The organism is Gluconobacter sp. ESL1110 (genome assembly GCF_058107395.1).
This window is the reverse complement of sequence record NZ_JBYLUK010000007.1, coordinates 60,999-85,770: the sequence shown is the minus strand read 5'-3', so window position 1 is coordinate 85,770 and position 24,772 is coordinate 60,999. Positions and strand designations below refer to the sequence as shown.

Genomic DNA, 24,772 nt, shown 5'->3' with positions numbered 1-24,772 from the left:
AGTTTTTCGAACCCTCCAGGTTGTCGTTGCCGATAACATGTCTTTGGCAGGTATTGCTGCCTCAGGCGAACATGATGTTCTGATTTGCCTGGATGCCCAACGCATCAATCTGGCTCTGATCCGCCGCGTTCGTCCGGCTTTCAAGACCCTGATCCTTTGGACGTTCGAAGATCCGTTCATGCGTGACTTCAATGTCGAGAATGCCGGTCTTTTCGACTACGTCTTTACGAATGATCCCTCCTGTGCCGAATATTATCACGGCAAAGGACATTACCTGCCGTTGGCCGCCAGTACGTCTATTCATGAGCGGAAAGTGCTGCCGGCTAATGAGTTGGAATATGATATTTTCTTTGCCGGTACGATGTGGCCGAATCGTGTGCAGACACTGCGCCGCGTTATCGCTGCTTTTCCTGATGCAAAGCTGAAGCTGGTTTGTCCCGGTAACGAATATCTTCCGCCACTTCCTGCTGACCTTGCAGCGCTCGCGATTCAGCGCCCCATCAGCCATGAAGCTTTCATTGATTTTGCAAATGTCAGCGCCGTCACTCTGACGATGTTCCGCGACTATGCAAGTCACGGTGATGTCAGCCAGGCGACGGCTCCAGGGCCGCGCTTCTTTGAACTTGGTCTTGCTGGAACTGCGCAGGTTGTTGAAGCTCCTGAGAGCATGGCCAGCGAGTATTTTGATACGGTTGAGGGGATCAGTCTCGCCCGTGATCCGGACAGCGTCGTGGATGCGATTGCCCGTATTCTGGGCAACAAGAGCACGCGTCGTAAAGCGGCCCTGGCTGCCCAGAAATCCGTTCTGGCGCACCATCTCTACGAGCATCGTCTCGAGAAAATGCGTGAAATTACGGGAGCAGACTTCGGTCGCCGCAAGGTATCGGATGTTGCACCAGTGGAACGTCGTCGTCGTCTTCGCATCCTCATGTGCACACACTCGACCATTCATGAGCAGGCATGGGGTGGAGTTGAAGTTTATCAGCAGGCTTTGTGTTCTCTGCTTGGGCGTGAGATCGAGTTTTTCTACTGGCTGCGTCGTGGCACATTCTGTCGTCTTACAACGGCGAGCGGTCAGGAATTGGAGCGTTTTGACGTGCCCGAGGTCGGCTGGCAGGACGCAATGTGTGATGGGCCGGAGGAAATGGCCTTTTCTAGCGTTATCAGTCAGTACAACATGGACATCGTGCACTTTCAGCACCTGGGCCATCACGCTCTGTCCCTGCCCATTATTGCCAAGGCGAATGGTGCAGGCGTTGTCTTCTCAGCACATGATTTCTGGTTGGTTTCTGCCCGCTATAACCTGCTGAACCATGAGCTGCGTTACGTAGAGGACGAGGTTCGTTCGGTTCTTGCGGCCGATATTACGCTGAAGGCTTCTGAAAATGTCGAGCATGGTGGAGAGCAGACGCGGCGTGCGTTTGTCGCCAAGATGCTGCGGTCAGTGGATGCGATCATGTTCGGGACACAGCATTCCCGTGACCTGACGCATGAAATTTACCCGATCCTCGATGAGAAGATCAGCCTGATTACAGGTATTCCCAGCCCCGAAAATACAGTTCCTGTAAAGCCGAAGACGTATGAGCCGCTGGGTGAAAAGCCGCTCAATATTGCCATTGTCGGAAACTTCCTGCGGACAAAGGGAGCGGATACGATCCTAAGCCTGATCGAGATCGCGCATCCGGATCATTTTGTTTTCCACATCTTTGGCTATGTCCATCCGGAATATGAAGCGGTTCTGAATGCCAGCCGACGTTCTAATGTGAAGCTTTATGGCCGCTACGACATGGGCGATATTGAAGCCCTGAAGAAGGCGGATGTTGCCCTTAATCTTTCGATCTGGCCCGAAACCTATTGCATCTCTCTCTCTGAAGCTTGGCAGAACGGTCTAATCCCCATTGTGACGGATGTGGGAGCTCTGGGCGATCGCGTTGAAGACGGCGTCAATGGTTTCAAGGTTCCCATTAACCGTCCCAGCATGGTTCTTGAGCGTCTTGAACTGCTGCGGTCTTCTGAGCCGCTGCGCAAGGCGATCATGGCCAATATCGGTCCGCATCTCTGGACACATGCTCGCGAATATGCGGATGGGCTTCTGGCCCTTTATCAGGATGTTGCTCCGCGTCGGCCGATGGGTGTGTCCGATCTTCGCTTGGATGCAGGTCAGGTTCATCTTCTGCCGCATCCGTCATGGCGTCATCAGGCTCCGCCGCGTCATATTTTCGATCCGCCGACCACGCGCGACCTGTCGGTCGAGCTTCCGCTTCCAGTGTCTGACTGGTTCTCAATTCAGGGCGCGGAATGCTACATCGATGACATCTGCCATCATGTTTTTGCGACCAACGAAGACGAAGACTTCAAGGGCTCGAACGAATTCCACATTCGCGGCTGCTTCCTGATCCCGAGCGTAAGCACGGCAGGGCGTATGCTTACAGTTCTGATCGGAGAAGATGCAGACAGTCCGTTGATTTTCCTCGAGTGTGAACGGGAAATTCGTGGTGATATCGTTGAGATGTTTAACGACGCCCCGCGTCGTTCGGGCTTTTCCGGAAAGGCTGCTCTTCGCGGCAAGTGGTGTGAGGGGCGTTTCAGGGTCGGACTGGTCAATGTTATCAATGGCCAGGCAGCGTTCCAGCTAACGCCCATTCAGATTGAAGTCGAAGGCGGCAAGATAGAAACGATCCAGCGTTCGGCTCCTGCTAATGATGTTATCCTGGCGGACTTCAATCGTATTTCTCATAGCGACGGCTTGATGCGTGGCATCAAGTTGGCGGCATTCCAGAAGGGTAAGCTCCATCCCTACGGCAGTGGGTTGCTGGAGTGCTTTATCGACGAATTCACGGGTGTGGTTGGCGAGCCTGCAAATGCGGTTGAGGCTTACGAGACTATCGTTATTCGCGGATGGGCTTTCCTGAAGAGTCTCTCGCGTGCCGGTCAGATGTATGTCGGGCTGGTGTGCCCCGAAAAAGACGATCTGGTTCTGTTCGGTATGGAGCGCGTTGCGCGTCAGGACGTCTCTAAAGTTCATCGGGATGCTCCGCTTTGCGCCGGTTTCTCTGGAGTTCTGAATCCGCTCCATGGTTATGCCCGTCCATTGGATGGTGTTTACCGCGTGGCTCTGATCAATGTGGCAGGTGATGTCTTCGGGACGCATCTGACCGATATGGTGGTGACGTTCGATGGAGGCCGCATTGTCTCTACGGGTCGTGAAGGTCTGACGCTTGAGCAATCCGAACGGGTAGATGCCCTGCTGAATGAGAAAGCCATAGCCTGAAGCAGGAGCGTTATCCCTGATGTCTGATCCAGTCCCTGAGCAGCCCCTGGCTGCTCATCAGCCTCGTTGGCGGGCGTTTGATGAGCAGTGGTATCTGCTGCGTTATCCGGAAGTCAGGGACTGGATGCATGAAGAAGGACATCGGGATCTTTATGCGTTTTATCTGGAGACTGGCCAGCGTTACGGCCACTCTCCCAATCGCTATTTTGATGAAATCTGGTATCGGGAAGCCTATCCGGATGTGCGCCGTGACCTGATCCAGGAAAAGTGGCAGTCAGGATTTGAGCACTATTGTGCTGAAGGCTTTCGTCAAAACTCCCCGCACTGGCTGTTTGACGAAAGCGGTTATCTGCGTCGCTATCCTGAGCTCACCCGTCGGTTTCTGGATGAGCAGGGCTTTGTAAATGGCTACGATCATTATCTCGAAGTTGGCGAGGCTCGTTACTATCGGGGGCATCCGTTTTTCGACGATGAATTGTGCCGCAGACTTGCTTTGCGTTTCCCCGACTATTTTGACAGTAGCATCGGGCTGTTCGCGTCCTGGCTGAGCCTTCCGTCCAGCATCGCGGATGCAGGCCGAGTGTCATGGTATTTTGATCCCGTCTGGTATCTGGACCGATATCCGGATGTGCGCCGTGAGATTGCTGATGGTCGTTATAGCAGCGCATTGCATCATTATCTAACGAATGAGACAGCGCGTCGTTTCGACCCGCAGGAACTGTTCTCTGAAGAGTATTATGCAGCGTCTCATCCGGACGTCGTGGCCTGTATTGATCTGGGGTCTTTCAGAAATGGCTATGAGCATTTCCTGCGCTTTGGCGCCCATGAAGGACGTGTTCCCAAAGAAGGTATAGACCTGCTGGCGCATATGAATCGGCCTCAGGTGCGTAACGATGTCCGCAATCATGTTTATGATAGCGCCTTTGCCCATCTTGTTGCGGCGAGAACGGGCGATGTGCAGCGGGCAGCGTTGGCCGAGACGCCTGATATAGACGAAAATCATTCCCGGCAGGTTTTTGAACGGGAAGCTGAAGCGCTCTTGCCCGCTTTTGCCCGGCACCCGCTTGATTTCACGGTTACTGGCGTACCGGAAGTCAGTGTCATTGTGGTTGTTTACAATCGATTAGCTCTGACAATGCAGGCGCTGTCGTCACTGAGAGCCAATTATGCAGGTGCGATCCAGCTGATTGTTGTCGATTCAGGATCGCACGACCAGACGCGACGTCTGGGAGAACTGGTGCGCGGGGCCAAAATCCTGCGCTTCAGATATAATATCGGGTATCTTGAAGGGTGCAACGCGGCTTTGGCCGAGGTTGAGGCACCCTTCGTTCTGTATCTGAACAATGATCTGCGCCTGTATCCCTGCAGCATTGCCCATGCTCTGGAGCGGCTTCGGTTTGATGAAGGTGTCGGGGCGGTTGGGGCGAAACTGATCCGGACGAACATGCGGTTGCAGGAGGCAGGGTCTATCATCTGGCGTGATGGGTCCACCTATGGGTATCGGCGTGAGGCTAATCCCAATCTGCCGGAAGCCAATTTCGTTCGTGATGTGGATTATGTTTCGGCCGCATTCCTGATGATCCGTTCTTCCCTGCTGAGACGTCTGGGCGGATACGATCTGCGGTATCGGCCGGCTTATTTCGAAGATACGGATCTTTGTGTCCGGATTCTCAAGATGGGTCTCCGGATTGTCTATGATCCGAATGTGGTCGTGGAACATCTGGAGTATGGCAGTTCCGGTTCTGCCGGATCACAGACCCTGATGCACGCCAATCTGCGTATCTTTGCCAAAGCGCATCAGGATTTCCTGAGGCATCAACAGCCTGCTCATATCCGGAATGCCGTTCAGGCTCGTGAACGTCGATCGGACCGGAAGCATATTCTGTTTGTTGAAGACAGATTGCCGCTTCGTCGTCTGGGGTCGGGATATGTGCGCTCCAATGATGTTGTTCGTGAAATGGCGGCCCTCGGGTATCAGGTGACGGTTTTTCCGATGCTGCCGAGAGATCAGAGTGAACTCGAGCTTTTCGGGGACTTCCCTGAGACGGTCGAACTGATCGCAGATCAGCATTTGTCCACATTTCCGGACTTCATTCAGGCGCGTGCCGGGTATTATGATCTTGTCTGGGTTGGGCGAACGCATAACATGGCGCGGTTGCTCCCGATCATGAATGAAGCCAGCCGTTACCTTCCGATGGGTGGAGCTGTGCTCGATACGGAAGTGATCTCTACGCCAAGAACTCTGGAACGCATCAAGGTTCTGGATCTGCCACAACCCAAGGTGGATTTCGATGAGATGCTGCGGCGTGAACTGGAGTGTGCTCATTACTGCCAGCAGATTGTCGCTGTGACGGAGCATGATGCGTCTCTGGTGCGTCGGGCAGGCTATGAGAATGTTTCGGTTCTGGGACATGAGATGCGCATTCGTCCTACGGCAGCGCCTTTTGAGACCAGAAGAGATATTCTGTTCCTTGGGGCGCTCCATGACGAAGGGGCGCCTAACCATGACAGTCTGGAATGGTTTGTCGGAGAGGTTCTGCCATTTCTGGACGAGGTGCTGCCGGAAGATGTTCGCTTCACAATCGCAGGATTCATTCATCCGTCTGTCGATGTGAGTGTCTTTGCAAGGCATCCGCGCGTGGATATTGTGGGGGCTGTGCATGATCTGGCACCGCTCTTCAATAGGCATCGTGTCTTTGTGGCGCCAACACGGTTTGCCGGCGGATTGCCATTCAAGGTGCAGGAGGCTGCGGCTTTTGGAGTTCCGATGGTGGTCACGTCTCTTCTGGCCAGCCAGGTGGGATGGAAAGATGACGAGGAGCTTCTTTCGGCTGCTGCTGATGATGCCGAAGGGTTTGCGTCTCATGTTGCCCGTCTCTATCAGGACAGCGCACTCTGGGCGCGTTTGAGAGACGGGGCACTGAAGGCGGTAGAACGGGATTGCGCTCCTGCACGATTCCGGCAGGATCTGTCTTCGATCCTGCAGGCCTGCATTGCGTAAAAGGGCCGGGTGGCCGGATCATGAGAGTGTAAGGAAACAGGTGAGGCTATGACCACAGAAGTGAAAGAACATGCCGCTGCAACAGAGCGGAACGTGTCTGGCCTGACCGGACGTGTTCTGGTGTGTAGTGGTGGCCGCTATGAGAGCCAGGCCAACGCGCAGATCCGTGAGTCTATCATGGACGGTTGGGCGGAGTGCTTTGGCGAAGAAAACGTAACGGCTGTCCATATTTCTGCCGCTGCGGCGTCCGTTAAAATCCTGAAGCCTACGATCGTGTTTGCTATCGGCTCTTACCTGCCAGAAAGCACCTATTTCGGCGAAGTGTGCCGGGAAGCCAAAAAGATCGGCGCCGTGACGGTTTTCTGGGCCACCGAAGACCCCTACGAACAGGATGCGAACTATCGCATTGCTGATGACTTTGACGTCGTGTTTTCCTGTGATCGCTGGGGACACAACTTCTATCAGCGTGACCGGGTGTTCCATCTGCCGCTCGCCGCAAGCCCGAAGCTGCACTACATGCCGATCGAGGAAAACGTCGAAAAAACGATCGACGTTCTGTTCTGTGGTGTGGCGTTCACCAGCCGTAAGGATATCGTTCGGAACCTGCTGCCGGTTCTCCGCAATCTGAATATCAAGATTGTTGGTCCAGGCTGGGGTGAGCTTGGTATTGGCTTTTCTGACGCGCGTATTGAGAAGTCCCAGCTCGTGGAACTGTATCGTCGCTCGAAGATTGTTCTTAATCTTGGTCGGTCGCTGCATTTCGAGAACAAGCGTTTTGTGATTGCGCCTTCCACGCCGGGTCCGCGGACCTTTGAAGCGGCTCTGGCAGGCGCGTTTCAGGTCTTTCACGAGGATACGCATGAAATCCGTCGCTATTTCAATGCGGATGAAATCCCTGTCTTTTCCAATCGGATCGACTTTGAAAATCTGATTGAAAAGTATCTGGGGGATGATGAAGCGCGTCTGGCCATGACCCGCAAGGCTCAGGCGCGGACACAGGCCGAGCATCTTTACAGCCATCGGATCAAGCAGGCCTTGGCTGTGCTTCAGTCAGAGGGACTTCTCTGACCTTGGGTGTTACTGAGAGGGTGATTATGGAAAGCCGGGCTTCTGTCCGGCTTTTTCTTTTTGAAGGTGTGTAGGGGTGCAAACTGTCTGGCTTACGGTTTTGTTGATTGTGGCGGCGTTTCTGGAAGTCGGAGGTGATGCTCTTGTGCGATCAGGGTTGCATACGGCTGGGTTGGGGCGGTTAGGATATATTGCCGCCGGAGGAGCCGTGCTTTTGGCTTATGGTCTGACCGTCAATCTGCCTGACTGGGATTTCGGACGCCTGATGGGGGTGTATGTTGCGCTGTTCTTTGTGGCCGCCCAGATCGTCGCCTATTTTGCCTTTGGCCAGACACTGACGCTTCCGGTTTGTGTTGGGGGCACATTGATTGTTCTGGGTGGAGCCGTGATGACGGTTTGGCGTTAAGACATCCTCTTTGTCTCAAAACTGTTGCTTGAAATGTATTGTTGTAAAATAGAATTGTGACGTAATGTTTTCATAAAGATCCTGACGGATCTGAATGTCGTTGGGAGCTTTGCGTAGAAAATGCCACCGCATATATTTAAGAGGACCTTTTACAGCCTTACTTTTCTTGCTCTTGCCGGTTGTGTCCACACAACTGCGGCTGTGGTGAATGTACCCCAAGCGTCTCAGGCGCCAAGGCGGGTTGTTGTTCCTGCCGCCTCTAATTATTACAGCCTTACGGACAGGATCGTAAAAAAGAACAGCGATGTTATTATTGCATCCTGGAAATCGGTGAATGTTGACTGCACCACAAACCCTTATCAGGTCTTGCAGATCAAGAAACAGCCTCTTCATGGCACGGCGTATCTCGCTGATTATTCTGTTTTTCCGCAATTCGTAGAGAACAATCCACGTTCTCGTTGCAATAAAACCAAAGTTATGGCGAAAGCTCTGCACTACCGTGCGAGTACTGATTATACAGGATTTGATCTCGTTCTTGTGGATGCTGGTGGCCCGACAGGAGAGGTACGCAATATGGCGTTCCGTATAAAAATCATCGAATGAATTTTTAAGACTTGGGTGCGGCTCAAGATCGAGTGGTGAAAAACAGCATTGAAATATCAAGGTTCAGTAAAGGTGCCGGGAAAGCCCGGCACCTTTATTTTTACTTAGGCTGAGGTCCCAGAACGATCTGGGCCAGATCATCCGGACGCACCCATTTGCTGAAAGCAGCCTGCACCTGAGCGGGCGTCATGTCATAGATGGCCTTGGCGGCCTCGGCTGGTGAGTTCAGGGGAAGGCCAAGATCAATCAGGTCCAGATAGCTTCCGGCCAAGGCACCGAAGCTTGCGCGCGCCATGGGTTGACGGCGGAGCAGAGAGGCTTTGGCCAGATCGAGGCTCTCCTGTGAGACCGGCTGTGTCCGCATGTCCTGCACATCCTTGACGGCCAGCACACGCGCTTTGCTGACCTTGTCCGGGTCCGCGCCGAAGCTGATGCCGAACGAACTGCGGGTGCGGGAATAGCTGAAGCTGCTGCCGGCTCCATAGACGTATCCGGTGCGAACGCGCAGATCCTGCATCAGGCGTGAAGAGAAGCCATTCCCAAGGATTTCGTTGCCGACAGCCAGAGCATGACGATCCGGATTTGTGACGTCCATTCCAACCGTTTCGACCAGCTTCACGTCATCCTGAGAGCGCCCCGGATCAGAGACAACGGCCTGAGAGGCTTTGCTGAGTGGAATGGAAGGGAGATCCACAACCGGGGCTGGGCCCGTGGCTTTCCAGCCGCCAAAAGCTTTCTCGATCTGATTTTTGGCGTCTTCTGGCGTGATGTCACCGACGACGACAATTGTGGTCAGGTCCGGGCGGTAAGTGGCCGTGTAATAGGACTTCACATCGTCGAGCGTGATTTTGCTCAACGTGGCGGGCGTGGCTTCCCGGAGGGTTGGGTCATTGGCGGGGACAAGCGCGTGACGTGTGGCGCGGCCAAAGCGGTAGGCCGGCGACTGAAGCTCGCCAGCGCGCGCCTGAATGGCCTCCATTTGCGTGACGTGGAACGCTTTTTCTGGGAAGGCCGGAGAGAGCTCATGCTCGGCCAGCAGGGAAAGACCCGCACTGAAATTCTGCGTCAACGTGCTGAGACTGAAACTGGGACCAGCGTTTTCGTCCGCGGAAATTTCGTCCAGCGCACTGGCGAGAGCCAGCCGGTCATGATGCGTGCTGCCATAGAGGAACATGTCCGCCGTCAGTCCGGCGACCCCCTCTTTCCCGGCAGGCTGTTGCAGAGAGGGGTTCTGCCGGATTGAACCAACCAGTTCGATTGTGTGGCTGACATGTTCTGGCTGGACCAGAAGATGGAGACCATTCGGGAGCGTATAGGCCGTTGGGAGCGGGGCTGCAGTCGGGATGCTCAGGCGGGCAAGAGCTTCGGTGGCCCATCCCGGAAGAGAAACCTTCCCGGAAGGAGGGGTGTTGAAGGATTCCGCGCCGCCATATCCTTTGCCGCCAATCGCCTTGCCTTTTTCGCTGGGCGTCAGGGTTGCGCTGATGGCGTGTTGCGGGTCCAGCAGGGCTTTGGCGAGATCATCCACCTGCGCCTTGGTGACGTTGCGGAAGGCCGCAATCATGTCATCAGGGCTGTTCAGATGCTGAATGGCGACGGCCTGCGACCAGTTTTCGGCCAGTTCGGAAATGCTGTTGGCGTTGAATTCCAGCGCTGCGATTTCCTTGCGCCGTGCCGCTTCGATCAGTTCTGCCGGAACGCCATTTTTGCGGAATCCTTCCATGAGAGACGCAAGCGTATGACGAAGTTCGTCAGGGTTTGCGCCTTTGGGGAAACCGGCATAGGCCACGGCCAGACCCGCCTGTGCGTCCGGATCATACATGAAGCCTGCATCCAGGGCCTTGCCGTCCGGGACCAGCCCAAAGAGAGCACCGCGCTGGCTGGCGATGGCATCGGCCAGAAGGGTAACGGCGGCATAGTTCGGATCACGCTGTCCCGGCATCCGCCAAGCCATGGTGACAAGTCCGATCGGGAGATCGGTATCCAGTGCAAGAGACTGGGCTTTGGCAGGCGTGGGAGTGACTGTTGGGCGTTCCGGGAGTTTGGCGGAAGGGATGTCGCCAAATGCAGCCTGCACTTTCTTCAGTGTTTCCTGTGCATCGACATCGCCGGTGATGACGAGAATGGCGTTGTTCGGAGCATACCAGCTTTCGTAAAACTGCTTGAGCAGGGGCGCTGTGGTGGCATCGAAGGACGGACGCGTTCCCAGAGCGTCATGCTCATAGGGGGTCCCTGCATACAGGGCGGCTCTGACCTGCGAGAGGTAGCGATAGATCGGGCTGGAAAGATCGCGCGAGACTTCCTGCTCAATGGCACCGCGCTCATGCGCCCATTCTTTTTCGGTAATGTTCAGGCCGCGCATCCGGCCTGCTTCGATCCGTAGAAGAACATCCAGATCAGCCGCCGGTGCCTTAAAATAATACTGTGTGACGTCAGATGTGGTGTCTGCATTGTCGTTGTTGCCAAGCTGGGCGCTGATGGTTGAAAGCTGATCGCGCGACAGGCTTTGCGATCCATTGAACATCATGTGCTCAAGGGCGTGCGCGGTACCTGGAAAGCCTTTGGGCGCATTGACGGAGCCAACTTCGTAATTGAGCATCGTCTGAACAACGGGGGCCAGCGTATCCCGCACGATCACGACCCGAAGGCCATTGGGCAGTGTCGCCCGTGTAACGGCTGCCGGTGCCGCGGTGCTGGCCTGTGGAACTGCGGGGGCGGCCTGTGCGGTCGCCAGCAGGGGCGGTGCCAGCATGGACGCTGCAAGCAGTGTCAGACGGGTCAGGCGGGGGAAACCGGGCATAGGATGTTAACTTCCTGCGGGTAAAATGGTCTGCCAGACAGTAAATCGACTGTCGGGGATGCTGTCTACGGGAGCAGGATTGCCGAAGGATGAATAAAAAATCATGTGACGTGCTCAATCGGTCGCCGCTAAGAATGGAAGTATTATGACGTCTTCCAATTTTATCGTTCGCTGTGATGACTGGCTGATTGATCGCGTGTTCCAGCCGATTGCAAACCGGCTGCCTGCTGGTCTGTCTGCTGTTCAGCTTGGACTGAGCTTCCAGCTTGGGTCCCTGATGCTGAATGGTGCCGCCCTGCTACTGCCGATCGTGCTGTTCGGTGTCACGCTGGGCGGGCTGGTGGATACGGCGCTGATCTGGTTCATGAATCTGGCCTTCTTTCTGGGGATGAAGAAAACGATCCCACTGATCCGGCCTGGCATGATGAACCCGTTGCGACCGATGATGCTCAGTATGCGCATGATCGCGATTGCGTTTCTGATTTATCAGCTTTTTCGTGGGCTGGACGGGATTGGTATCGGCTGGATTTTATCCCAGCTTATGACACTGTCTCAGCTGACATTCGTGATGGGGCTGTACTTTGTGTCTTGTCAGCCTCAACCGCCCCGTCAGCGGATGTCTTCCCGCACTGGACCAATCATTGAAGGCGTCTGGTCTACGGGGGGGCGAATCAACTGATTGGGAAAGACGGTGAAAATTCTTCATTGTCTTTCAACGCGGGAATTTGCCGGGACCGAGCGCCATGTCGCTGAACTGACGGCAATTCAGGCCCGTTCCCATGAGGTGACGCTGCTGCTGGAAAGCCGCACGACTGACTTCAGAACGGGCGGCGATATTGCACGTCATATCTACCCGGCTGTTCGGATTATCCGGGCGGACTGGCGAGGATATCTGGGGTGTCTGGCCAGACTGATGCAGGTCGGTTCCTTCGATGTTGTTCATACGCATCTGGGGCAGGCATCCATTCGGGCCGGGGCTCTGAAAAAAGTCGGAATAGGCGGTAGGATGCCGGTCATTGGCACGCTGCATAACGTCTATCGCTGGCGCAGTTATGGCGCGCATGATGGTTTGATCTGTATTGCGCGCTGGCAGCAGGACAGTTTGCCCAAGCGATGGGCCAACCGAAATGCGCTGATTTCGAACTGGACTGTTCCCTGCGCCAAGATTGAACAGGAAGGTCCAGCTCTTCGAAAGAAATTTCGGCAGCACCACGGAATTCCGCAGGACGCTTTTGTTATCTGTGCGATGGGGCGGCTGGTTCCGGAAAAGCGGTTTGATCTGTTGGTGCAGGCATGGAAGCAGACTGATCTTGCGGCGGAGACTTATCTGGTTCTGATTGGTGATGGGCCAGAGCGGGCGTGTCTTGAACGGGGACATACCGTGCAGGATCGTATTATTTTTGCGGGCTACCGAGGGGATGCTCCGGCCGTATTTGCCGCATTTGATGGCTTTGTTCTGCCTTCAGGTCGCGAGCCATTCGGGTTGGTTCTGCTGGAAGCCATGGCGGCCGGTTTGCCAGTTTGTGCTACGGCGGCTGGAGGCGCTTTGGATATTCTGGAGCATGATCCGGCTTCGCTCGTCACGCCGAATAATGTGGAAGCCTTATCCGCTGGGCTGAAGCGTCTCCGGCAGCAGCCCAGACGGGTCTGGGATCTGTCTTCCTACGATCTGGCGGAGCAGGCTCGGAAGACAGAACAGTTTTACCAGCGGTTTCTCTGAGCAGACTTATAATTCGTAGTGGCGAGAGACGTAGCTGGAGACATTTCCGGGGTGACGCACCATGTCCCAGCTTTCCGAGAATGATGGAACGAACTGGAACAGGAACACCAGCATAGACAGGAAGAACAGCAGCATTCCGCGCCCCACGAACCGGATGCGTCTCCAGAAATACAGGGGCGGGATCAGAATCCAGAATGGTGAGCCGGGGCGGAAGCCGGCGGCCATCAGGGCGCGACGGTCTGCCAGCATGGACGTAAAGATGATGGCAAAGCTGAGAATGACAGCGATGATCCCCGACTGCCGGTCAGGCATCCCGCCGATCCAGGCCAGTGCGTTGACGATCATGCTACTGACAAACGGACCGAAAATACTCAGCCATGCCCAGCGATTGGAAACCCGGCTGGCGGGCAGTGCAGGGGGGACCCCAGCAGGCTGAGGGGGCCAGAAGGAGCAGCTTCCCGCTGGTTGCCATTCCGCCCCGAAGGCTTCTGTCCAGCAGAGAGTGGAATGTTCGATCATTCCTGTTGTTGCCAGAGTGCGCATGTCCTCTTCGGAGACCGGGCCTTTGCGGCTACCGTGTTCTTCGTAAAACCAGCTCACAATCCATCCTTGCTCGGGAAAGGTGTCATCATCCTGGCAGGATGGGCGCTTAATCTGACTGAAAGATGCGTCTCAGGCAATGGCAGAGGCGTTACCCTCTCATGGAGGATCAAATGATGAAGAAATGTTCGATGAGTGTGTTGTCTGTTCTCTGCCTGGCCACTGGCCTGGCTCAGGCTGCTCCGACAGGCAGCCTAAAGATCCCTCTGCCTTCAGGAGTGAAGGTGGATCGTCAGACGGCAGTCTATACCTGCAGTGCGCGGGACGAAAACGCGAAAGACCTTCTGGCTGCGCTTCCTAAAAATCCTATGACCGCACAGTATCTCAACGCTGGTGACATCAGTCTGGCTGTTCTGCAGATTCGTGGGCAGACACAGGTCTTTTCCAATGTCATTGCGGCGGATGGCGCAAAATATACGGCGGCTCAGTATGTCTGGTGGAGCAAAGGCAATGAGGTGCTCTTTTCGAGTGCTATGGACGACAAGGCACTTGTGACCTGCCACGCCACCACAAAACGGTAAGACTGTATCGGAATCGTTTTAATTTTCCAGCAGACATGCATGATGGTTTTCTGTCTTCGGTTGATGAGGAAAACGCATCATGTCTGCTGTCTCCATGCAGGAGTTTCTGGAAAAGCTGCCCAAGGCTGAACTTCATGTTCATCTGGAAGGGACTTTGGAGGCAGATCTGAAGATCAGGCTTGCAGAACGTAACAACCACCCTTTGAAGTCCAGCACTGCGGAAGACATCCGGCAGGGCTATGTCTACCATGACCTGCCGTCTTTTCTTGCGCTGTATTATGAAGGGGTGGAACTTCTCCAGACCGAGCAGGACTTTCATGATCTCTGCTACGCTTATCTGGCGAAAGTGGCGCAACAGAACGTACTCTACACCGAGATGTTCTTTGACCCGCAACTGCATATTCGCCGTGGGTTAGATTTCGGGACTGTTATCCGCGGCTTCAATGCCGCGCAGGAAGACGCTGAACGCGATTTCGGCATCCGGTCCAATCTTATATTGTGTTTCATCCGGGAGATGAGTGCGGAATCTGCTGATAAAACCTTCACGCAGGCGCTCCCTTATCTGGAGCGGCCTGACCGTAGCCGCATCATTGGTGTGGGTTTGGACTCTGATGAGAAGGGCAATCCTCCTGCAAAATTTGCGAAGACCTTTGCCCGCGCAAAAGCAATGGGGCTCCACCTGACCATGCATTGCGATCTCGATCAGGAGAACACGCATGAGCACATCCGGCAGGCGCTCCAGGACCTTGGGAGCGAGCGTCTGGACCACGGGCTGAATGTGCTGGAAAAGACTGAACTGATTACCATGGCACGCGAAAAAGGCGTGACGTTTACGCTTTGCCCGTCCCCGAATGACGTCATCCGTCCCGGTCGGTCCCGTCAGGATATTCGGGATATGATGGCGGCAGGTCTGAAAATTACCATCAATTCCGACGACCCGGGCTATATGCAAAGTGTGTATATGACGGAAAGCCTCGCCAAGGCGCAGGCCGCTGCTGATCTGACACCGGAAGAACTCGTTCAGATTAGCAGAAATGCTTTTGAGGCAGCCTGGATCTCCGATGCAGAGCGCGAGACGTATCTGGCGGCTCTTCAGGATTTTGCGCAAACATACCGGGTTGGAGGTCCGGCCTGACGAAGACGTTGATCCTTCCTGTGGCTTCAAGGTGTGGGGGCAGGAAGGATCTTTTAAAAGTAATTTCAGGAATAATTTCATATTCTTAAAAATAAATTATGTTTTTATATGTCTGAATTGTTTCTTGATAAGTATATTTCAGGTATATCCGTATTCTTTAGATACAAATCATAAATTGATTATCTTTTTTTCTATGGCGATGATCTGCCTATGGCTTTTATCGTCCCGGCTCTGCACCGTCTTTCTTATCACCTGCAATCCGCCGCGCTGGGGAGTGTGATCGGCATCCTGCGCGGTGTCGGTCCAAAGCGTGCGTCTGACGCCGGCGGCTGGCTAATGCGCAGGGTGGGGATGAAACTCTCCGCTACCCGTATCGCCGATCAGAACCTGCAACAGGCTCTTCCTGGTCTCGCCGCGGATGCACGACAGCAGATCATTCGGGATGTCTGGACCAATCTGGGAAGAAACGTCACGGAACTGCCTCATCTGGCGTCGTTTGCGCGCAGTGAGGTTGGACCGGGTTGGGAAATCGAGGGCGAAGAGCATCTTGTTGCTCTTCAGGCTCAAGGAGCACAGGCTCTTTTCTTTTCCGGTCATCTGGGAAACTGGGAACTGATCCTGCCGATCGCGACCAGCCTGGGTATGCCGGTTGCTGGTTTTTATCGGGCTTCGTCCAATCTGGCTGTTGAAAGCGCGACGCAAAAAATGCGCCAGAAGGCCCTTGGCTCGACTGGTACAATGTTTCCTAAAGGCCCCAAGGGGGCCCGGCAGGCTCTGACCCATTTACAGAATGGCGGATCACTGGGTTTCCTGGTGGATCAGAAGATGAATGACGGGCTCGCTATTCCGTTTTTGGGGCGTGACGCGATGACGGCTCCGGCTGTGGCGCAACTTGCTCTACGTTTCAACCTTCCCATCATTCCCGTGTACATTGTTCGTCTGGGAGAAGGGCGGTTCCGTATGGTGTGTGAAGCACCGTTACAGGCTGCGCGCACGGGCGATCGTCATGCGGATATCCGGTCTATTTGTGTTGCCATGAACGAGACGCTTGAGCGTTGGGTCCGTGAGCGACCCGGAGCATGGCTCTGGCTGCATCGGCGGTGGCCAAAAGAACCAATGCCCCTGCCTGCAGTATGAAAAAAGCCCCGCGACGATGTGTAGCGGGGCTTTGATGTTTCAGGGCAGAGGACGGCCGCTGACGGGAGCCTGTGGGCTGCCAATCAGATCAAGGATCTGCTTCTCAAGTTTCGGAACGTTAACGCGTAAAACGACCTCGTTCTTGCGTTCACCCAGACCCGGCTCATAACCCGGCGTCCATGACACAACGTCACCGTAGCCCGGACCGAACTGGCTGTTCACATCGACGAACAGATCCTGCTTCTCCGTGATGATGCTCGGGTCCAGCCAGACGGATGCTGCAATCTCATCCCAGAGCGGGAACCCACTCAGATGCCATTTCATGACATGCCCGATGGGCGTGCCGGTTGCTTCCAGCTTCTTCAGAAATTCCGGCGTCAGTTCGGTATCTGTTGAAGGGTCGGCCGGAACCATCACGATGTGCTTCCACGGCGCACGAAGGGCCGCACTCGCGCTTTCCGGGTCCAGACGGAAATTAAATTCACGCCGAGGACTGTTCAGGAATTCGCGCGCGAACTGATGCGCCACAACGCCGGGCCGTGTCTGGCGCGGGTTCAGGCCACCGCCCATGTAGACGAGTTCTTTCGCGAGCCCGGCGAATTCCGGATCGAGCGTCTGCGCCAGTGCAATATTGGTCATTGGCCCCGTTGCGATGATGCTGACCTGCCCTGGATACTGGTGGACCATGCGAATCAGGAAATCAGCCGCACGCTCGTTTTCCGGCTTCTTGACCGGGTTGCCATAAGGCAGATCCGGCACAACGTCGGGGCCATGATAATAGGGGAGAGGCTGCTCGGTTTTCTCGACCCATTTCTTCATCCAGACGCCCTTCCAGATCAACTTGCCATAAAGGGCTTCCCAGCGATCTGTGAGTTTTTCGGAGTTCAGGAACGGGTATGTCGCGCCGGGAACGACAGGGATGTCTGCCCTGCCTGCCACTTCCACGCCACGAAGCGCATCATTCGTCGCTTCTTTCTGCCAGACGTCTCCCGTGACGGTCGTGATGCCAAGCACGCGCACGTTGGGGGCCTTGAGGATCATCCACTGTGCAATGCTGAAACCGTCATCGTCAAAAATGACGAGGCGCGGATCAGCCTTGGCCTGCGTTGCTCCGGCGAGAAAAGTGCCAACGGCCAGGCTGAGAGCCAGGGTTTTGCAAAACTGTTTGCGTATCTTTGTGAAACGTTCCGCTTTGCGGACGATTGAAAGGAGAGGCATGGGAGACTGTGTCCATGGCTGTTGGCAGAGAACCGCGAGACCATACCTTAATGAAAGGGTTTGAACATCGCGAACCAGCCGTTCGCAGCTTTTTGGAATAATTATATTTCAGGACGGCGGGTACGCGTTTTGCGAATGCTTACGGAATGAGAGCGTCAATTTTCTGGAGGAAAGCCTGAAGATCTTCTTCAGAACATCCAATCAGGAACTCGTTTTTTTCGGGGGTGGGCCACGCGCAGCCTTTGGTCACATAAACATTCTGATGGCTCATCAGATACCCGATGTTCAACTGAACGGCGTTCCAGAAGCCAAGACATCCGACGACAGTGTCAGGACCTGAAAACAGCGTGCTGTGCATGCCTGACCCATGTTCCCCAATAACCGCTGCTGCGTCGGAAAAAATTTCGATCTGCTCTTCAATGGAGAGCTTTTCGGGGTGGATAATTTCATAGTCGCGTTCTGCCGCCATGGATTCAAAAGCTGCACGGTTGGGGAATGGCCGATTGCCATGTGAGAAGTCTGCCCGGGACACCAGAATCTTGCGGGATTTCTTTTCAGTACTGATGTTCGGTTTCAGGGAATTGTAAAAATCCCTGACGAAACTGTGGAAGGAAAATTCTCCCGTGTAGCAGTACGATGGAAGAATGGCCTCTCTGCACAGAACGATATCGGAGCCGGGATTATATCCGATGATATTGTCTTTGTTGACGCCGCACGCCAGAGCCAGAAAGCGGTAAATCCATTCGGGTGATGAATGCGGAAGAAGAATTTTCAGGTCTGCAAAATGCTCTCCCTTCACGGCTTTTACGACACCGAACCGGGGTAGATAATCAATCAGCCAGTGCCCCCAGATCTCAAAAGAAATCCCATCGGCGACAATGACTGGCTCTTCTATAATGATCTTATTTTTGGAAGACTGTGAAAAATAGTCTTCTTCAGGCGGAATTGTACGTTGATTGTCCTGCCCTGTGGCACAGTCATAGACCAGATGCGTGCTGAGAATTGTACTGCCCGGGCGCGTCACAATAAGGTCTTTGACGGTATAAAAACCAACGGGGTTAAGGTCTTCGGTCGGTTTTTTCCAATGGTGCTCGTGAACCCACCCCCGATGATCCGTCAGTTCCCAGATTTTGAAGGGTCCAACGGATTTTTCGGCTGGCCTGCATTCCTGAAAGTCTGAAATCCCGCAATCGGCAGTTTTCGTTCCTTGGGACAGATCGGAAAATCTCATGACGTCAGGACCTTTGATTTTACTGTATCGCGAACAATAGAATTCTTTCCGGATCTCTTCCAGACGTTGGAATATTTTGAGCTTTAGAAAGCCAATGGTGCGTTGTCTTTCACTTCCTTGATAACGAAAAATGTCCTGGCCTGACGAACGCCGGGGAAAGCGATCAGCTTTTCGGCATGAAGGCGGTTGAAATCCGCTATGTCATCCACGCGGATCTTGAGAAGATAATCAAAATCGCCCGCTACCAGATGACAGTCCAGCACCATGGGCATGTTTTTCACAGCGGCTTCCAGCTCTGCAAAACTCTCTGGCGTGGACCGGTCCAGCACGACGCCGACTAGCGCAATGGTGCCAAGCCCGACCTTCACCGGATCAATTTCCGCTCGAACACCGCGGATATAGCCCTCCTGAAACAGGCGCTGCGTCCTGCGATGGCAGGTCGCGGCACTGACATTCACGTGCTCCGCGAGTTCGGCATTGGACATGCGACCGTTTCCCTGCAGAAGCTGAAGAATCCTGCGGTCAATGGCATCGAAATCAGAGGAGGAAGACTCTTTCATAAAGATCCTAAAAATTGACAATATCTTCGATAAAAATCGATATTGATGAGTTTTCAGAAGAAAATATAGATCAAATTAGAAAGCACCTTCCGAAGAAAATTCATTACGCCTCATGGCCTGTCATTCTTTCAAGGGCACAGACCATGAAGCTGGAAAAATTCGAGCGTTATCCCCTGACATTCGGCAAGACCGCCATCGAGCATCTGCCACGGCTAAGTGAAGCGTTGGGTGGCAAGGTGCAGATCTACGCCAAGCGTGAAGACTGTAATTCCGGCATGGCGCTGGGCGGGAACAAACTTCGCAAGCTGGAATATATCGTGCCGGACATTCTAGCCTCTGGTGCGGATACGCTGGTCTCTATTGGGGGTGTGCAGTCCAACCATACCCGCATGGTCGCAGCGACAGCCGCCAAACTAGGCATGAAATGCGTCGTCGTGCAGGAGAAATGGGTCCCGCATTATGACGCTGTTTATGACCGTGTCGGCAATATCCTCATGACGCGCCTCATGGGGGCTGAGTCCCGCATTGTTGAAGATGGCTTTGACATCGGCATCCGCCAGAGCTGGGAAGATGCGATTCAGTCCGTGAAGGATTCTGGCGGAAAGCCCTATGCCATTCCAGCCGGTGCATCCGTTCATCAATATGGTGGCGTCGGTTACGCTGCTTTTGCGGAAGAAGTTGCGGAGCAGGAAAAAGAACTCGGTTTCACGTTCGATTACATTATCGTCTGTGTCGTGACGGGGTCGACGCAGGCGGGAATGATCGTCGGGTTCGCTGCGCAGGATCGTGCGGATCGGGTCATCGGTATTGATGCTTCCGGAACGCCGGAGCAGACGCGCGAGCAGGTGCGGGAGATTGTGGATCGTACGGCGGATCTGGTGGAACTCGGGCGGACAGTGCGAGACGATGAGATCGTGATCCTCGAAGATTACGCCTATCCCGCCTATGGCGTCCCCTCCGAAGAAACGAACGAAGCCATCCGGCTGGCTGCCCGCACGGAAGCCATGATGACCGACCCTGTTTATGAGGGGAAATCCATGCAGGGCCTGATTGACCTGACCAAGAAAGGGTATTTCCCGGACGGGTCAAAGGTTCTGTACGTTCATCTGGGCGGCGCACCGGCCCTGAACGGCTACAGCTATTATTACCGCAACGGCTGATGCAGCCATAAAAAACGCCGCGTCCCGGGTGGGGCGCGGCGTTCCTGTTTTCCGACGATAGGGCCGGGTTTTAGCTGTTGTGCCCGTTCAGTTCACGCAGCACGTCCGCCGGACGCATCGGAAGGTGACGCAGACGCACACCCACGGCATTGAACACGGCATTGCCGATGGCGGGAGCCACAACCGTCACACCCGGTTCACCAAGGCCCGTAGGCTTCTCGGTGTTCTGGACGAACTCGATGTCCATCTCCGGCACGTCTGGAAGACGGACCGGCGTGTAGGTGTTGAGGTTGCTGTCCTTGATCGTGCCATTGACGATCTCGGTGCCTTCAAACAGAGCCATGCTCAGACCCCACAGAGCCGCACCCTCGGTCTGAGCCAGTGCGCCGCCCGGATCAACGATCGTGCCGGCATCCAGGACCAGCCAGAGCTTCTGACAGGTAATCACGCCGGTCTTCCGATCAACGTGAACCTGAGCCGCACCAGCCGTCCAGGTCGGCATACCGCGTTCCTGACCGAAGCTGGTCGCGATGCCGATGGCCGTGTCTGCCGGAAGCTGCGTCTTGCCGTAGTTGATCTTCTCGGCAAGGCGCTGAAGAGCAGCAGCCTGACGCTTTGCACCGCCTACGGCATTTGGAGAGTCGCCTGCGTTACGACCTGTGCCCGTGAACATGGACAGGCGGAACTCCAGCGGGTCCTGCTTCGTCTGGTGAGCCAGTTCGTCAAGGAAGGACTCAAGAGCCCATGGCGTCCAGCCTGCAGATACGGAACGGAGCCAGCCCGGACGGAAGGTCTTGTTGGCCAGATCGTTCGTGATGGCGCGAACGCGGGTCGGACCGGTTTCGTACCAGTGATCCGCACCGGCAATGGCGAACTGATCGTAAGACTTGCCGTCTTCGCCCTTTGCCATGAAAGCAGGGGCCATGATGAGTGTTGGCCAGCCTGCGGTCGCGGCATAGTCCATCGCCGTGATCTTCTTCTGGTCTGCGTCGAGGGCGACGCGGATCGTCTGAAGGGACGGGGAGCGGATGGAGTCAAACGCCATGTCGTCAGAGCGCGTCAGGATCAGCTTGACGGGTGCGCCACCAATCTCTTTGGACGCCAGCGCCGCCGGGATCGAGTAGTCGCCATTCAGACGACGACCAAATCCGCCACCGAGCAGATAGGTCCGCATGACGATCTGCTCTTCCGGCACCTGAAGCGCCTTGGAAAGCTGCGGCAGAACAAGGGACTGCCACTGGTTGCCGGTATGGATTTCCCACATGCCGTCAACATGACGGGCCACGGCATTGACCGGCTCAAGCTGGTAATGCGCAACTGAGGCACAGGTATAGCTGCGCTCGAAGCTGTGTGCCGGATGAGCCAGAGCTTCATCCACGCCCTTGTCGTTGAAGACGCGCGCCCCTGTGCTCGAGTCTGCAATCAGCTTGCGACCGTGTTCAATAATGTCTGCTTCCGAGACATTGATCGTCGGGCCGGGATTCCACTGAACCTTCAGAACGTCCGCAGCCTTGATGGCGGCCGGATAGGTTTTGGCCAGAGCCACAACCCAGCCCGGAACGATACCGGACGGATCATCCAGAACAACATAGCGCAGGAAGCCAGGGATCTTCTTGGCTTCGCTGTCATCAACGGACTGCACCTTCGCGGCATAACGTGTCGGTGGCATCTTGGGGCGGCCATAGACCATCCCTTCGAGCTTCACGTCGATGCCGTAGATAGCCTTGCCGGTCGTTTTGTCTGGAATGTCCAGAGCGGGGACTGGCTTGCTGATCAGGCGGCGTTCGCTGGCAGGCTTGAGTGGCAGCTTGGCCATCTCGTCAGCCGTGAAGCTGCGCGTCGGCTTGGCTTTCGAGACGATCTCGCCGTAGGAAACGCTCTTGCCGCCAGCCGTGACCGTGCTGTTGCGGGCAACGCATTTGTCTGGCGTGGTGCCGAGCAGCTTTGCGCCTTCTTCCAGCATGATCGTGCGGGCAGCGGCGCCGGCCTGACGGAACGTGTCCCACGTATCCCAGACAGACCAGGAGCCACCGGTCACGAACTTGCCAGCCCATTTCGGGGCGGTGTCCACTTCCGTGATCTTGATGTGATCCCAGTCGGCTTCCATTTCGTCCGCAATGATACGGGCGAGGGCGGTTCCGACGTGCTGACCCATCTCGGCACGGACGACATTGACATTGATGGAGCCGTCCGGCGCGATGGCACACCACATGTTCGGCTCGAATGCGGCTTCTGGCGGCATGGCGGACGGATAGGTCTGGGACGCTTCGGCCTGACGGGCGAAGCCAAACATCAGACCAGCCCCGGCGGCCGTCATCAGGAAGCTGCGGCGTGAGAGGCGGGCTTTGTCCGACTTGCGGGCAATCTGCTCGATTTTAGCCATTGTTGGCGCCTCCCTGCTGTGCGGCAGCCGCTTCCTTAATGGCCTTGCGAATGCGGATATAGGTCATGCAGCGGCAAAGGCTGCCCCCCATGACACCGTCAATCTCGGCATCCGTTGGGTTCGGGTAGTCTTTCAGAAGGCTCGCAGCCTGCATGATCTGGCCGGACTGGCAGTAGCCGCACTGTGGCACCTGCTGGTCACGCCAGGCGACCTGCACGACGTGATTACCTTCCGGGTCGAGACCTTCAATCGTTGTGATCGAAGCACCTTCGACGGAAGACAGGGCCGTAATGCAGGAGCGCGTGGCGCGCCCACCCACATGCACGGTGCAGGCACCGCATTCACCGATACCGCAACCGAACTTGGTGCCGGTCAGGTTCAGTTCGTCACGCAGGACCCACAGCAGGGGTGTATCATCCGGTGCATCGACCGAAACGGGTTGTCCGTTGAGTTCAAATTTCGTCGTCATCTTCGTGTTTCCCTGTCCTGCCCGGATCAGTGCGAGGCGTTAACGGGCGGTGCGGACAGTGTGGCGCGGGCAGCCGCGGCCTTCTTTTCCAGATCCGTCCAGGGGGGGAGGGTGGTGCGTGTGCGGCGCAGATACGCGGCAATGCGGGCCATGTCATGGTCCGAAAGGGCCGTGTAGAAGCTTGGCATGGCGATGTTGTCCTGACCTTCGGCAGCGCCGATGCCATGCAACATCACTTGGAAGAGATTGTTCGGCTCATCCAGCCACAGCGCATTGTTCAGAGCCAGTTCAGGGCGACCGGAAACCGGCTTCGGGCCGGAATTGTAATGGCAGGCGCCACAGGCACCCTGATAGAGACGGGCATCCGCATCGAGCGTCTGCGGACCGACCAGATCCTTGCCAGACATCTGCATGGCACGGGCAATCGCAGCTTCATCGCCATGAGCACGCTGATCAGCTTTGGCGATGTCAGCATAATAATGAGCAATGGCGTGCACGTCTTCTTCCGGAATTTTGGACAGGAAGCGATGCGGCACGGGAGACATCGGGCCAGCCGCAGAACCGTGCAGCGGGGCTACGCCGAAGCGCAGGTACTGGAAGAATTCATCTTCCGTCCAGACAACCGGCGTTGGGTTGTGGTCGTTCAGCGGCGGCGCGATCCAGCCATCAATGACGGCACCGTCATAGGCATGGCTCGTCTTTTCCGCACCGAGAAGGTTACGTGGCGTATGGCAGGCGCCGCAATGGGCATTGCCTTCAGCCAGATAGGCGCCGCGGTTCCACTGTGCATCATGCTTCGGGTCGTTCTGGTAGCGACCCGGCGTGAAGAACAGGAGCTTCCAGAAACCCTGACCGATCAGACGGATGTTGATCGGGAAGGGGACCGTGTTGTCACGCGGTTTCAGATGCACGGCCGGACGGGTCATCAGATACGCATACAGGTCCGAGACGTCCTGATCGTTGACTTTCGTGAAGTGGTCGAACGGGAAGGCCGGATAAAGCTGCGAGCCATCGCGGGCGATGCCCTTGTTCATGGCGCGCTTGAACGCTTCCAGAGACCAGTTGCCGATACCCCATTCCGGGTCAGGCGTGATGTTGGATGAGAAGATGTCACCGAACGGGGTAGCCATCTTGAAGTCACCAGCCAGTTCGGGGCCGGGCTTGCCATCCACGCGGGTGTGACACTCCGCGCAGTATCCACCAGCCGCAACGATTTCGCCACGCTTGATGGCGTCTGCGGAAAAGGACGATGCGGAAGGGGGCGAGATGGGGGAAATTGCCGGATACCACGCATAAGCGAGGAACCCGAGACCGCCCACCGCACCGAGGCCCACAATACTGGCGGCTATCCGTTTGAGCATTCTTGTACTGTCCCGGCACTGTTTTCAGAACTGCCGTCCACGTTGTGACGGATGATTGCCCCTCAATATGGCACGCGCCACAGAAATGGAAGATTGAGATAACTCAAAATTCATCTGGATTGATGTTG

General features: G+C 55.6%; 19 protein-coding genes. 11 read left to right on the top strand and 8 right to left on the bottom strand.

From position 1 onward, the window contains the following. Positions 1 to 37: 37 nt before the first annotated feature. The 5 genes from AC3B6F_RS04495 to AC3B6F_RS04475 all read left to right on the top strand — a co-directional run bounded on the left by AC3B6F_RS04495 (position 38) and on the right by AC3B6F_RS04475 (position 8,349). Complete coding sequence (locus AC3B6F_RS04495; RefSeq protein ID WP_489823516.1) at positions 38 to 3,271, top strand: glycosyltransferase family protein; 3,234 nt, start codon at positions 38 to 40, stop codon at positions 3,269 to 3,271. Positions 3,272 to 3,290: 19 nt separating this feature from the next. Continuing rightward, positions 3,291 to 6,272 (top strand): glycosyltransferase, encoded by a 2,982-nt coding sequence (locus tag AC3B6F_RS04490; RefSeq protein ID WP_489823515.1) that lies wholly within the window; start codon positions 3,291 to 3,293, stop codon positions 6,270 to 6,272. A 48-nt stretch (positions 6,273 to 6,320) separates the two neighbouring features. Then, positions 6,321 to 7,340 carry a CgeB family protein gene (locus AC3B6F_RS04485; RefSeq protein ID WP_010500711.1) on the top strand — a complete coding sequence of 340 codons (1,020 nt, stop codon included), beginning with the start codon at positions 6,321 to 6,323 and terminating at the stop codon, positions 7,338 to 7,340. A gap of 76 nt (positions 7,341 to 7,416) precedes the next feature. Next, positions 7,417 to 7,746 (top strand): hypothetical protein, encoded by a 330-nt coding sequence (locus AC3B6F_RS04480; RefSeq protein ID WP_010500712.1) that lies wholly within the window; start codon positions 7,417 to 7,419, stop codon positions 7,744 to 7,746. Positions 7,747 to 7,866: 120 nt separating this feature from the next. Beyond that, positions 7,867 to 8,349 (top strand): hypothetical protein, encoded by a 483-nt coding sequence (locus tag AC3B6F_RS04475; protein ID WP_282857116.1) that lies wholly within the window; start codon positions 7,867 to 7,869, stop codon positions 8,347 to 8,349. A 100-nt stretch (positions 8,350 to 8,449) separates the two neighbouring features. Here AC3B6F_RS04475 and AC3B6F_RS04470 read toward each other — a convergent pair whose 3' ends face one another. Beyond that, positions 8,450 to 11,149 (bottom strand): M16 family metallopeptidase, encoded by a 2,700-nt coding sequence (locus tag AC3B6F_RS04470; RefSeq protein WP_489823514.1) that lies wholly within the window; start codon positions 11,147 to 11,149, stop codon positions 8,450 to 8,452. 145 nt (positions 11,150 to 11,294) lie between these two features. Between AC3B6F_RS04470 and AC3B6F_RS04465 the strand changes: the two genes are divergently transcribed. Together AC3B6F_RS04465 and AC3B6F_RS04460 are read left to right on the top strand one after the other, a co-directional pair. Beyond that, positions 11,295 to 11,828: a hypothetical protein gene (locus AC3B6F_RS04465; protein ID WP_023944721.1), complete on the top strand. Its 534-nt coding sequence runs from the start codon at positions 11,295 to 11,297 to the stop codon at positions 11,826 to 11,828. Between the two features lie 12 nt (positions 11,829 to 11,840). Beyond that, positions 11,841 to 12,869 carry a glycosyltransferase gene (locus tag AC3B6F_RS04460; RefSeq protein ID WP_489823513.1) on the top strand — a complete coding sequence of 343 codons (1,029 nt, stop codon included), beginning with the start codon at positions 11,841 to 11,843 and terminating at the stop codon, positions 12,867 to 12,869. Between the two features lie 6 nt (positions 12,870 to 12,875). Here AC3B6F_RS04460 and AC3B6F_RS04455 read toward each other — a convergent pair whose 3' ends face one another. Further along, entirely contained in the window at positions 12,876 to 13,469 is a 594-nt protein-coding gene (locus AC3B6F_RS04455; protein WP_023944723.1) for a DUF4339 domain-containing protein, read from the bottom strand. Positions 13,470 to 13,600: 131 nt separating this feature from the next. Between AC3B6F_RS04455 and AC3B6F_RS04450 the strand changes: the two genes are divergently transcribed. From AC3B6F_RS04450 to AC3B6F_RS04440, 3 genes are all read left to right on the top strand, one after another. Then, entirely contained in the window at positions 13,601 to 13,990 is a 390-nt protein-coding gene (locus tag AC3B6F_RS04450) for an MliC family protein (protein WP_489823512.1), read from the top strand. 79 nt (positions 13,991 to 14,069) lie between these two features. Then, positions 14,070 to 15,125 carry an adenosine deaminase gene (gene add, locus AC3B6F_RS04445; RefSeq protein WP_489823511.1) on the top strand — a complete coding sequence of 352 codons (1,056 nt, stop codon included), beginning with the start codon at positions 14,070 to 14,072 and terminating at the stop codon, positions 15,123 to 15,125. Positions 15,126 to 15,335: 210 nt separating this feature from the next. Then, the gene (locus AC3B6F_RS04440) at positions 15,336 to 16,262 is read left to right on the top strand and encodes a lysophospholipid acyltransferase family protein (protein ID WP_489823510.1); all 927 of its coding nucleotides are present in this window, start codon (positions 15,336 to 15,338) and stop codon (positions 16,260 to 16,262) included. Between the two features lie 39 nt (positions 16,263 to 16,301). On the opposite strand, the gene AC3B6F_RS04435 is transcribed toward AC3B6F_RS04440, so the two are convergent. From AC3B6F_RS04435 to AC3B6F_RS04425, 3 genes are all read right to left on the bottom strand, one after another. After that, positions 16,302 to 17,480, bottom strand: coding sequence for a nucleoside hydrolase (locus AC3B6F_RS04435; RefSeq protein ID WP_489823509.1), 1,179 nt, complete (start codon positions 17,478 to 17,480; stop codon positions 16,302 to 16,304). Positions 17,481 to 17,619: 139 nt separating this feature from the next. Next, positions 17,620 to 18,711: a glycosyltransferase family 61 protein gene (locus AC3B6F_RS04430; protein WP_489823508.1), complete on the bottom strand. Its 1,092-nt coding sequence runs from the start codon at positions 18,709 to 18,711 to the stop codon at positions 17,620 to 17,622. A gap of 83 nt (positions 18,712 to 18,794) precedes the next feature. Further along, positions 18,795 to 19,271: an Lrp/AsnC family transcriptional regulator gene (locus tag AC3B6F_RS04425; RefSeq protein WP_489823507.1), complete on the bottom strand. Its 477-nt coding sequence runs from the start codon at positions 19,269 to 19,271 to the stop codon at positions 18,795 to 18,797. Positions 19,272 to 19,414: 143 nt separating this feature from the next. Here AC3B6F_RS04425 and AC3B6F_RS04420 point away from each other — a divergent pair, with 143 nt between their 5' ends. Continuing rightward, positions 19,415 to 20,431, top strand: coding sequence for a 1-aminocyclopropane-1-carboxylate deaminase (locus AC3B6F_RS04420; protein WP_023944730.1), 1,017 nt, complete (start codon positions 19,415 to 19,417; stop codon positions 20,429 to 20,431). A 70-nt stretch (positions 20,432 to 20,501) separates the two neighbouring features. On the opposite strand, the gene AC3B6F_RS04415 is transcribed toward AC3B6F_RS04420, so the two are convergent. The 3 genes from AC3B6F_RS04415 to AC3B6F_RS04405 are packed head-to-tail and all read right to left on the bottom strand — an operon-like array spanning position 20,502 to position 24,644. Beyond that, entirely contained in the window at positions 20,502 to 22,814 is a 2,313-nt protein-coding gene (locus AC3B6F_RS04415; protein ID WP_489823506.1) for a xanthine dehydrogenase family protein molybdopterin-binding subunit, read from the bottom strand. Then, positions 22,807 to 23,283, bottom strand: coding sequence for a (2Fe-2S)-binding protein (locus tag AC3B6F_RS04410; RefSeq protein ID WP_211567729.1), 477 nt, complete (start codon positions 23,281 to 23,283; stop codon positions 22,807 to 22,809). Before AC3B6F_RS04410 ends, AC3B6F_RS04415 begins: the two co-directional genes overlap by 8 nt. 26 nt (positions 23,284 to 23,309) lie before the next feature. Then, positions 23,310 to 24,644, bottom strand: a complete 1,335-nt coding sequence (locus AC3B6F_RS04405; protein WP_489823505.1) for a c-type cytochrome — start codon at positions 24,642 to 24,644, stop codon at positions 23,310 to 23,312. Between the last annotated feature and the right edge of the window lie 128 nt (positions 24,645 to 24,772).